We start from the raw sequence: 10457 nt of genomic DNA on the forward strand, positions 1-10457 counted from the left end.
ACTAACGCTCACTTCCGCTTTTATGCCGAGCGCGTGATTCGACGACTTGTCGAGCATGTGAAGGATGAGCCGGCCGTGATCGGCTTTCAACTCGACAACGAGACTAAGTCGTATCGCGTTAGCGGACCGGAGGTGCAGAAGGGGTTTGTCGAGTCACTAAAGCATCGGTTCGCCAGTCTGGATGCGCTGAATCACGCGTTCGGCCTCGACTATTGGAGTAATCGCATCAACGACTGGGAAGACTTCCCCTCGATCAATGGCGCTGTCAACCCGAGCCTGACCGCCGCTTTCGCCGAGTATCAACGAAGCCTCGTTACGGATTACCTGGCATGGCAAGCCGGCATTGTAAGGAAGATCAAACGGCCCGACCAGTTCCTTACTCAGAATTTCGACCTCGATTGGCGTGGAGTTTCGTACGGCATTCAGCCGGATGTCGATCAGTTCGCGGCTGCGCGCGCGCTCGATATCGTGGGAATCGATATCTATCATCCCGGCCAGGATCATCTTACCGGCGCAGAGATCGCGCTGGGCGGCGATTTGGCGCGATCGATGCGCGGCGGCCAGAACTATCTCGTGATTGAGACGCAGGCGCAGGGATTTCCCGAGTGGACACCGTACCCCGGTCAGCTCCGGCTGCAAGCGTTCAGTCATCTGGCCTCCGGCGCCAATATGGTTTCTTACTGGCATTGGGCGACAACCAACAATGGCATTGAGACTTACTGGCGAGGGCTTCTCAGTCAGGATTACGCGCCAAACCCGACTTATAAAGAGGCCGTCGGGATCGGGGCCGACTTACAGCGGCTCGGGCCGGAACTGGTAGATCTTAAAAAAGCGAATCAGGTTGCTCTTTACTTTAGTAACCGTGCGCTTACCGGCTTTAACGCTTTCAAGTTCGGCTGGACATCGACACAGACCTACAACGACGTATTCCGACCGTTCTATGATGCGCTTTATCGAATGAACATAGAGACGGACCTTGCCGATCCTTCGACGAAGGACCTATCGCGGTATAAGATGATCGTGGTTCCAGCGCTTTATGCCGCGTCGGACGATGAGATTGCGAAGTTGAAAGCTTACGTGCATGAGGGCGGTCATCTTATTCTCTCGTTTAAGAGCGGCTTTTCGGACGAAAACCTGAAAGTACGCTCGGCCGTTCAGCCGGGCGGCTTTGCCGATGCGGTCGGCGCTACTTACAGTCAGTTCGCGATTCCTGAAAAGACCGGGCTTAGGAGTGATCTTTTCCCAGCCGTCAAGGGCGATCAGGTGCGTTGGTGGATGGAGCTACTACAGCCTACCACCGCGACGGTAATTGCTCATTATGAACACCCGGTGTGGGGCAGTTACGCGGCGATCACTCGAAACCGGTATGGAAAGGGCGAGGTTACCTATATTGGCTTCATGCCCGGCGATGCGCTCATGGAGAAGATTCTGGGTGATGCGGCTGATCGAGCGCTCGTTTCGCGGCTTGGTCGTGAGCTGCGGTTTCCGTTGATCGTGCGAAGTGGTGTGAACGGCCGCGGCAAGACGCTGCATTATTTGTTGAACTACTCGGCTTTGCCGCAAGAACTCACTTATAGCTTTGTTAGCGGAACGGACTTATTGTCGGGGAAGAGAATACAACAGGGAAGAACTATCGATCTGGCGCCCTGGGGCGTCGAAATTGTCGAAGAGGCCGCGCGATAGCTTCGACGCCGCGCGGCAGACCCTCCCTTTCGGTCGGGCTCGGTAGAGCTCTTGATTTTGGGGGTGGTTAGACTGCTATCAGGCGTTTTCTTAGTAAGTCCAAAGCCATTTGGCTGGAAAACTGGCGGATGCGTTCGCGGTCTGAGCTGAACTGGCGATGCACCGTGATCACACCTTTCAGATCGGCTAGCGAAACGTAGACCATTCCTACGGGGGCCGTGTCCCCGTCCGTGGTCGGCCCCGCGTTGCCTGTGATCGCCAGCGCGTGCGTGGCACCCGAACGGTTGCGGGCGCCGATCGCCATCGCTTCCGCCGTCTCGCGACTTACTGCCCCGTGTTGTTCTATTAACTCCAGCGGGACTCCCAATAGAGTGTTCTTGAGCTTGCGCGAGTAGGTGATGAAGCCGCCCAAGAAGTACTCGGAGCAACCGGGGACTGTCGTGATGCGCTCGGCTAACATGCCTCCAGTGATACTTTCGGCTACTACGAGTGTCGCGTGCGGTTTCTTGAGTAACTGGCCGACGACAACTTCCAGCGGATCGCCGTTTCGGGAGTAGATACGGTCGCCTAACAGGGCGTCGATCTTACCGCCTACTTCGGCCAGTAGCGTCATCGCCTCGGCTGTGGTCGCGCAGCGGGCGCGCAGGTGGACCTGGATATCTCCGGCATGCGCGAGAACGGTCGTTACCGGGTTGGAATACTGCTTGTAGACCGGCGAGATCGTCTGGTCGAGATCGCTTTCGGACATGCCCGCGACGCGGAGAATCAGCGTCTCAATCGCCATCTTCGGGACGCGGCGCTCCACGCGCGGCAGGCACTGCTTGACGAACATCGACTTGAGTTCGTGCGGCGGTCCGGGGAGCAGCAGGACCGAGCAGTGGCGGACATCGATCCATTGGCCCGGCGCCGTTCCGCGATCGTTCGGCAGAACCTCCGCGCCATCGATGATCAGCGCTTGCCGCCGGTTGATCTCGGGCATCTTCCAGCCCATGGTTCGGAAGCGCTGCTCGATGCCATCGAGAATGCCCTGGTTTAGGGTCATGCGGCGATCGATGGCCATGGCCACGGCTTCACGGGTCACATCGTCTTCCGTAGGACCGAGGCCGCCCGATACGATGGTGAAATCGGAGCGTTCGGCGGCAGTGCGCACCGTGTATGCGAGTCGTTCGCGGTCGTCGCCCACCACGTACTTCGTGGTGACCTCGACGCCGAGTTTATTCAGTTCTTCGGTGAGGAAGAGCGAGTTGGTATCGACGCGATCGGGCGTGAGCAGTTCCGAGCCGACCGCGATAATCTCCGCGTTCATCGCGCGTAGCGAAGTCCGCGAATGCCGACGTCGACGCGATGCAACGCGTTGGTCGTCGCGATGCAAAGCGCGCGCGACGGCATGAACTGGAGGCCGACAATCCCCGGCCCGGAGAGGAACAAGTCGGCCGTGCGGTCCGGCTTGATACGAACGACGCCTTTGCGCCCGGCATAAGACGCGGCTACATAGAGATTGCCGTTCTCGTCGAAATCCATGCCCTGCGGGCGGCCCACGCCGCGGAAGAACACTTCCACTTCACCTTCATGGCTGATGCGGTAGACCGAGTCGTAACTCGATGTGGTCGGCCCGGTGACATAGAGGTAGCGATCGGGTCCGTACGCCAGATGATAGGAAGAGATGGAAGCTTCGAGGGTGGCGAAAACAAAGATCTGGCCCTCGGGACTGATCTTGAAAATGGTTCCGCTGCGATCGCCGACATATAAGTTGTCTTCGTTATCGAAAGCCAGGCCGGTAGCGACGCCCATGCCTTCAACGAACACGGTCATGTTGCCGTTAGGGGTGACGCGGTACACGATTCCATCGAAGCGGCTGGAGACATAAAGCAAACCCTCGCGGTCGAAGACCAGCCCGGTGGCGTTCATCATGTCGGTGACGAACGGCTTCATGTTGAAGTTGAGATCGAGACGAAAGACAGCGACCGGGACCTTCTGGCCGCGCGAGCCGCTGAACGTGGTGAAGATGTTGCCGAAGGTATCGACGGCCGGATTGGTGACCGGGTGCAGATTTTCGGCGATCATGATGCCGATGTCGCACGTGTAGCTTTGGCTGGCGTTCTGGCCGTTCTGGATGACGAGTTCGCCGGCGGACGCGCCTTCGGGGACCTTGACGATCAGGAGCGAGTCGGACCCGATGACGATGGGCGCGGCGATGTCGCCGATTTTGACGCGCGGGCGCTCGCCGAGGGCGAAACTCTTGCCGCGAATCTGAATTTCGCCGCCGGTGATTGCGGCGACAGGGGTAACCTGCGAGATCTCGGGACGATTCCCGTTCGAGCTTTTGCGGATTCCCATGCTATTTAGACTGTAACCCCAGACTGTAAACCTAGACTGTAAACCTAGACTGTAACCATCCGATGAAGCATAAAACAAGTGCGGCGTAAACACCGGCCGCGGCGTCGTCCGCAACGATACCCCATCCGCCCGGTAAGTGCTCCAAACGGCGTATGGGGAAGGGCTTCCAGATATCGAATGCGCGAAAGAGTACGAATGCGCAGGCCCATGTTTGCCAATTGAGTTTAGACGCCCCGAAGAGAGTGACGCACTGGCCGACCACTTCGTCGACCACGATGAAACCAGGATCTTTCAGGCCAGCCTGCTTGGCGGCGACGTCGGCGGCCCAGACCGCAGGGAGGAAGAGGGCCACTCCGCACGCGCCGATGTCGCGTCCCGACCATCCCAGGGTTCTGGCCGCCAGAATTGCGGGCACGAGCGCCGCGATCGACCCGGCAGTTCCAGGCGCGACGGGGGAGAGGCCGGTCCCGAACCAGGTCGCTACCGATGTCGCGACGTTAACTCGCATCACTCTTGCTCATGACGCTTCGTCATCCTCGGCGAGGAACAGATCGCGCGGGTCGGCCGGCTCGGAAATCACGTAGCGCTCGGAGGCCCAGTTGCCGAGATCGATGGTGCGGCAGCGGTCACTGCAAAATGGAAAGTCTTCGTCGGATTTCTTGACGGGTCGTTTACAGATCGGGCAGTTCATGTTTCGAGTGAATCGGTAAAAATCAACGGGCTGGAATGAGGCCGGGCATGACGAACGATGGCGCGGGTTGGATGTGGATCAGTCCGGCGGGGGCGGGTAAAGCGATGGTTTGGAGTTCCGCGGAGCTGGACGGCAGAAGCGTTCCCACTAAGTCGTAATCGTGCGCTTCGGTGATGCGAAGCTTGCGGATCTGCCCGGGGCGCGGTTCGTCGCCTTCGAAATCGTTGATCAGCGTGACGCCGTCGATTTCGGGCGCTTGGGTCGACATGCGGCCTTGCCACAGCAGATCGGTTTCTTCAGAAACGCCTTCGACCAGAATCGACACTTCCGATCCGATCAGCTTGCGATTGCGCGCTTTCGAGATGCGGCGCTGGATCGCCATCAAGCTGCGTTTGCGATTGGCAATGGTGCGGCCATCAACTTTGCCATCCAACTCGAAGCTCTTGCTGGTGTCTTCATCCGAGTAGGAAAAGACACCGAGGCGGTCGAACTGGGCGGCTTTGACGAACTGGCAGAGTTCTTCGAAATCGGCCTGCGTTTCGCCGGGGAAGCCGACGATGAAACTGGTGCGGATGGAGACGCCGGGGATGGACGCGCGGATCCGTTCGATCAGCTTCAGGAAAATATCGCCGTTGGCGCCGCGCTTCATGCGCTTGAGCACCGGCGCGCTGGCGTGCTGCAGCGGGATATCGATGTACTTGACGAGCGACTTATGGGCCGCGATGGTGTCGAGCAGCGCCTGGGTGACGCGGTTGGGATACGCGTAGAGGAAACGAACCCATCTTTCCTGATGGTTTTCCTGCGGTGTTTCAATTTGCGCGAGGCGGCCGAGCAGTTGAGCGAGACCGTTCTTGAGGCCAAGGTCTTCGCCGTAGCAGGTGGTGTCCTGACCGATCAGATTGAGTTCGCGGACGCCCTGGCTGAACAGGCGGGTAGCCTCATTGATAACCGATTCGAAACGGCGGCTGCGGAAGTTGCCGCGATACTGCGGGATGACGCAAAACGTGCAGGGGTGGTCGCAGCCCTCGGCGATTTTGATGTAGGCGGAGTGTTTGGGGGTGGTGAAGAGGCGAGGGGTGAGGTCGTGATAGAGGTACGGTTCGGATGCCGCTAAACCCGCGTCGGCACCTTCGCAAACGGCGACGATCTTGTCGATTTCGTTGGTGCCGATGATGGCGTCGACTTCGGGCAAGTCTTTACGGATGTCTCCGCGATAGCGCTCGACCAGACAGCCGGCGACGATGAGGCGTTGCGCGCGGCCGACTTTCTTGTACTCGGCCATTTCGAGGATGGTGTCGACCGATTCCTGTTTGGCGGGGTCGATGAAGCTGCAGGTGTTCACCACCAGCACGTCGGCCTGATCGGGATGTGGGGTGAGTTCGTGCCCGCGGGCGGCGAGCTGGCCCATCATGACCTCGCTATCGACGAGATTTTTCGGGCAGCCGAGACTTACAAAACCAACTTTCAAAGTGTGTCCAGATTGGGGCAACCGGGTTGGAAAACCGGGCGGTTGGGTACCTTCAGGATAGCATCCGGGCGCGGGGAGAACTTCGAGAACGAACAAGATAATGGAACAGGGATCGCTGACATGCACACTGGCTTTGCACGCACACCGGAACCACCCTACTACGCCGTGATTTTCACGTCGCGGCGCACGGAGGGTGACGACGGTTATGCAGCCATGGCGGACGCGATGTTCGAACTCGCGCTGCAGCAACCCGGTTGCCTTGGGGCGGAGAGCGCTCGCGGGGCGGATGGAATCGGAATCACCGTCTCGTACTTCACCGATGAGCGCTCGGTTGCCGAGTGGAAGCAGAACGCGAGCCACCTGGTTGCGCAACGTCTTGGGAAAGAGCGGTGGTACGAGCATTACGAACTCCGGATCGCGAAGGTTGAGCGGGCTTATTCCGGACCGGAAGGGCGTTTATGACGCCACGCTGGGTAGCGATCGGCGTCGCAGCTCGTTGCGCGATCGCCTTTGCGGAGGGCCCACTCCCGCCAAATCGCAGACCGCGCTCGCGGTGGAAAGGGCGCGCGAGAACGGCGGGGAGTGAAAGCAGGAAGGAGAGAAGCCCGTCGCCCTCCGAGCGGGATGGCACTTACTTCCGAAGGGCAGGTAGAGGAAGTCAAAGCAAAACCGCGAGCACGCCGCTCAGGCGGCTTTCGGCCGATATAAGAGCGGCACCATGGCGCCCGTGTTCGAGATGGAAGCCGCATAGAAATTGCTGCGCCTCCATATGCAGGAGCTGGCGTTCATTTATGGCAGGTTACTATTGAACCGATAGTGTAGGCTAGTCCGTTGAGTACCGCTCCGTTACCGTCGCGGCTCTGTAACGTAGTTAGGGTCTGTAGCGTAGTGAGTCTACAGAGCCGCGCGCGTCAGCAAGCGGTCGCTAACTTACTCCTTCTCCGGCGGCGTCGCATAATAACCTTTCCGCGCTTCTACTTTCAGATCATGGTCCTTCACGCGCACTTCTATCTTGCGGTAAGAACCGTCCCGGCGTTCATCCAGCGGTGTATAACCGATTGAATACTGCGTCCGCATCTCTTCCTGTAACTCGTCAAACACCTTATCCAGACCATTGCGGCGCGAAACGTCGAACACGTGCCCGCCCGTTTCTCCGGACATTTGCTCCAGCGCATGGCGTCCGCCTCCGCCGCCGATCATCCCGTGCCGCATGTAGAAAGTAGTGTCCGCGTAATAGATGCTGTAGATCGTAACATCCGACCTTTGTGCGGATTCAATCGCCTTCTTGATCGTGAGCTTACTTCCTTCATCGTCGCCGTCCGTAATAACCACGATCGCCTTGCGGCCGACCTCGTGCGCCAGACGGTCCGACGCGGCAAGATAGATGGCGTCATAAAGAACAGTGCCAGCCTGACTGGTCGCGGTGGGGACCGGACCGGGAGTAACGCCGGAAAAACCGAAGTTCGGCTTCAGGTCATTCAAGCCGCGGTGCAGCGCTTTCTTCGAACTGGTCAGGTCTTGTAGAAGCTCGGAATCCGCGCCGAAACTGATGATGAACGCCTCGTCTTTCGGGCGCAGCACCGAATCGAGAAACGCGGACGCGGCGCTTTGTTCGATCCCGATCAGGTTCTCCTGACTCCGGCTCACATCCACCAGCAGGCCGATCGTCAAGGGCAGATTCGTTTCTTTCGTGAAGTATTTGATGGTCTGCTCTTTACCGTTCTCAAAGATCTGGAAATCATCCTTGTTCAACGTGGGAATCAGAGCGCCGTGCTTGTCGCGAACCGCGGCAAGAATGTTCACGATGTTGACGCTCACCGAAATCGTCTTATCGGAATCCACAATTTCCGGCGGCGGAGCTTTATCGCCGGCCGTTGTCGGATCGGGCCTGAGCGGACCCTCCTGCGCGCGGCTGTATGCCGCACCGGCAGCCCAGATCATCAGTGTCGCCGCAGCGACGAAGGCCAATGGCTTCATGTGATTATGGTTCCACAGACGGACTGCGCGACCGGCGAGTTACGCGTTACGTCCTATCTGTCGTGAATCAGACATGCAGCAAGCACTTGCCCAGTTGCAGCGTGACCCGGTGATGGCCGGCATTATCGAACGCATCGGACCGTGTGACCTGAGCTACCGCGAGCCCACGTTCGCGGCGCTCGTGCTGTCCATCATGGCGCAGCAGATCAGCTCGAAGGTCGCCCGCGTTTTCAAACAGCGGCTTCTGGACCGCATGCCGGACGGCGTCATCACGCCGGAAGCTATCCTGCGGATGCGCGTGGCGACTTTTCGTAAGATCGGACTCTCCGCCGCGAAGACCGAATACATTCGTGACCTCGCGCGGAAGACTCTCAGCGGTGAACTAGCGTTTGAGCGCTTCCCCGAGATGCCGGACGATGAAGTGATCGAGCACTTAGTGAAAGTAAAAGGTATCGGCGTGTGGACCGCCCACATGTTTCTGCTGTTCGCGCTGCGCCGTCCGGACGTGCTGCCTATCGGGGACCTCGGGATTCGCGCGGCCATCAAGCGCGCCTATGCGCTGCCGGAACTGCCGAAGCCCGCGGACATGGAACGCATCGCGGCGACTTGGCGTCCGTGGTGTTCGATTGCATGCTGGTACTTGTGGCGGAGCTTGGATGACCCAGGGGAGATGGTTTGAATCGACAACTGAAGTGGATGTGTGTGTTGTTCGCAACTGCGATCGCTGCGCGAGCGCAGGACAGCACGAACGCGCAAGCGGCTAAGATCATTGCACAACTTAACCGGACGGTTACTTATCGCGATGTCGCGATTTCGCCGGATGGAACTCGCGCCGCGTGGGTGCTGGGTAGAGTCGGAGCATCCGGCGCAGCGCTCCACCTATACGAGCGTGAGACTAACCGCGATGTCGAAGTGTCGCTCTCGAAATCCGCCGCGAAGGATCGTGAGGACACCGGCCCCGCATGGTCGCCCGATTCGAAGACCGTCGCCTTCCTGTCGGCCGGCGGTAAGGATGGCGCGCCGCAGTTATGGACCGTCAACACCGGTTCGACTAAGGCGAAGAAGCTTGCCGATTTAACCGGGTACGCCGCGAAGCCGCGCTGGTCTTCGGATGGCAAACAGATCGCGTTTCTCTATGTTGAAGGCGCGCATGGCGGCGGCCCGCTAACGGCTACCGGTCCGCAGACCGGCGTGATCGACGAGGCTTTCCACAATCAGCGCATCGCGGTCGTGGATGCCGATTCGGGCGTGGTGCGCCAGGCTTCGCCCGGGGATCTTAACATCTACGATTTCGATTGGTCTAGAGACACGAAGCAATTCGCCGCCACGGCCGCGCCCGGGCCGGGAGACAACAACTGGTGGATCGCGCAGCTTTATACGATCGACTCCGCATCCGGCAAAGCAACTTCGATCTACAAGCCGAAGCTGGAAATCGCCGTTCCGCGATGGTCGCCGGACGGCACGCAGATCGCGTTCATTGAAGGAATTATGAGCGATGAAGGCGCGCACGGCGGCGATCTGTACACGATCCCGGCGAGCGGAGGCGCTCCTGTCGATCACATGCCGGGGCGTAAGACTTCCGCCAGTTCGATTACCTGGCGCAAACCGGAACAGATCTTATTTAGCGAGTACAGCGGAAGCGGCGTGAACCTATCCACGCTTGACTTACAGTCGGGCACAATCGAAGAGCGCTGGCATGGCGATGAAGAAGCGCGCACCGCGGGCACTTATCCCAATCTTGCGATCGCGAGCGACGGCATCACGTGCGCGATTACCCGCAGTAGCTTCGCGCACCCGCCTGAAGTCTGGATGGGCCGCATCGGCGAGTGGCAGCCGGTAACGCATGGGAATGACGGAGTCACCCCGATGTGGGGACCCGCCGAATCGCTGGAGTGGACCAGCGATGGCTTTCAGGTCCATGGCTGGCTGTTGAAACCAATGCGTCCCGCGCCGGGTAAGTCGCCGTTAGTCGTCGACGTTCACGGCGGACCCTCTAGCATTCTGCTGCCCGGATGGCCGGCTTACAACGGCACGGTCGCGCTGCTTGCGGCCAGCGGCTACTATGTGCTGCTTCCCAACCCGCGCGGTAGTTATGGCGGCGGCGAGGCGTTTACGCAAGCCAACGTCAAAGACTTCGGCCACGGCGACCTGCGCGACATCATGACCGGTGTCGACGCCGCGATGGCCAAGTATCCGATCGATCCGGATCGCCTGGGCATCACCGGCTGGAGTTACGGCGGATTCATGACGATGTTTGGCGTGACCCAGACGACTCGCTTCAAAGCAGCGGTCGCAGGCGCG

10 protein-coding genes are annotated in these 10457 nt (G+C 59.4%); 4 read left to right on the forward strand and 6 right to left on the reverse strand.

Annotated elements, in window-relative coordinates; all coding sequences use genetic code 11:
* The coding region (locus H1Y01_RS17670; protein WP_180541875.1) for a beta-galactosidase at positions 1 to 1683 on the forward strand (1683 nt) is incomplete at its 5' end.
* Positions 1684 to 1750: 67 nt separating this feature from the next.
* On the opposite strand, the gene H1Y01_RS17675 is transcribed toward H1Y01_RS17670, so the two are convergent.
* Genes H1Y01_RS17675 through rimO form a run of 5 tightly spaced genes read right to left on the reverse strand, consistent with a single transcriptional unit; the run spans position 1751 to position 6179 of the window.
* Positions 1751 to 2989, reverse strand: a complete 1239-nt coding sequence (locus H1Y01_RS17675; protein WP_180541877.1) for a competence/damage-inducible protein A — start codon at positions 2987 to 2989, stop codon at positions 1751 to 1753.
* Positions 2986 to 4020 carry an IPT/TIG domain-containing protein gene (locus H1Y01_RS17680; RefSeq protein WP_180541879.1) on the reverse strand — a complete coding sequence of 345 codons (1035 nt, stop codon included), beginning with the start codon at positions 4018 to 4020 and terminating at the stop codon, positions 2986 to 2988. The genes H1Y01_RS17675 and H1Y01_RS17680 overlap by 4 nt, the downstream gene beginning before the upstream one ends.
* A gap of 31 nt (positions 4021 to 4051) precedes the next feature.
* Positions 4052 to 4528, reverse strand: coding sequence for a phosphatidylglycerophosphatase A family protein (locus tag H1Y01_RS17685; RefSeq protein WP_180541881.1), 477 nt, complete (start codon positions 4526 to 4528; stop codon positions 4052 to 4054).
* A 9-nt stretch (positions 4529 to 4537) separates the two neighbouring features.
* On the reverse strand, positions 4538 to 4711 hold the full coding sequence (locus H1Y01_RS17690; RefSeq protein WP_180541883.1) for a DNA gyrase inhibitor YacG: 174 nt from the start codon (positions 4709 to 4711) through the stop codon (positions 4538 to 4540).
* Positions 4712 to 4733: 22 nt separating this feature from the next.
* Positions 4734 to 6179 (reverse strand): 30S ribosomal protein S12 methylthiotransferase RimO, encoded by a 1446-nt coding sequence (rimO, locus tag H1Y01_RS17695; protein WP_180541884.1) that lies wholly within the window; start codon positions 6177 to 6179, stop codon positions 4734 to 4736.
* Between the two features lie 120 nt (positions 6180 to 6299).
* On the opposite strand from rimO, the gene H1Y01_RS17700 reads away from it, so the two are divergent.
* Complete coding sequence (locus H1Y01_RS17700) at positions 6300 to 6641, forward strand: antibiotic biosynthesis monooxygenase family protein (protein ID WP_180541886.1); 342 nt, start codon at positions 6300 to 6302, stop codon at positions 6639 to 6641.
* Between the two features lie 468 nt (positions 6642 to 7109).
* Here H1Y01_RS17700 and H1Y01_RS17705 read toward each other — a convergent pair whose 3' ends face one another.
* Positions 7110 to 8156: a VWA domain-containing protein gene (locus H1Y01_RS17705; RefSeq protein ID WP_219341665.1), complete on the reverse strand. Its 1047-nt coding sequence runs from the start codon at positions 8154 to 8156 to the stop codon at positions 7110 to 7112.
* A 73-nt stretch (positions 8157 to 8229) separates the two neighbouring features.
* Between H1Y01_RS17705 and H1Y01_RS17710 the strand changes: the two genes are divergently transcribed.
* Positions 8230 to 8835 carry a DNA-3-methyladenine glycosylase family protein gene (locus H1Y01_RS17710; protein ID WP_180541888.1) on the forward strand — a complete coding sequence of 202 codons (606 nt, stop codon included), beginning with the start codon at positions 8230 to 8232 and terminating at the stop codon, positions 8833 to 8835.
* Positions 8832 to 10457 (forward strand): S9 family peptidase (locus H1Y01_RS17715; protein WP_180541890.1); only part of this gene is annotated, 1626 nt, incomplete at its 3' end. The genes H1Y01_RS17710 and H1Y01_RS17715, both read left to right, overlap by 4 nt.

This window comes from Nevskia soli (assembly GCF_903970205.1).
Taxonomy (GTDB): Bacteria; Acidobacteriota; Terriglobia; order Bryobacterales; family Bryobacteraceae; genus Bog-113.

Bases quoted from the DNA above. Each gene is read 5' to 3' on its own strand.
- H1Y01_RS17710 (WP_180541888.1), top strand. From the start codon at position 8,230: ATGCAGCAAGCACTTGCCCAGTTGCAGCGTGACCCGGTGATGGCCGGC.
- H1Y01_RS17675 (WP_180541877.1), bottom strand. From the start codon at position 2,989: ATGAACGCGGAGATTATCGCGGTCGGCTCGGAACTGCTCACGCCCGAT.
- H1Y01_RS17705 (WP_219341665.1), bottom strand. From the start codon at position 8,156: ATGAAGCCATTGGCCTTCGTCGCTGCGGCGACACTGATGATCTGGGCT.
- H1Y01_RS17685 (WP_180541881.1), bottom strand. From the start codon at position 4,528: ATGCGAGTTAACGTCGCGACATCGGTAGCGACCTGGTTCGGGACCGGC.
- H1Y01_RS17680 (WP_180541879.1), bottom strand. From the start codon at position 4,020: ATGGGAATCCGCAAAAGCTCGAACGGGAATCGTCCCGAGATCTCGCAG.
- H1Y01_RS17690 (WP_180541883.1), bottom strand. From the start codon at position 4,711: ATGAACTGCCCGATCTGTAAACGACCCGTCAAGAAATCCGACGAAGAC.
- H1Y01_RS17700 (WP_180541886.1), top strand. From the start codon at position 6,300: ATGCACACTGGCTTTGCACGCACACCGGAACCACCCTACTACGCCGTG.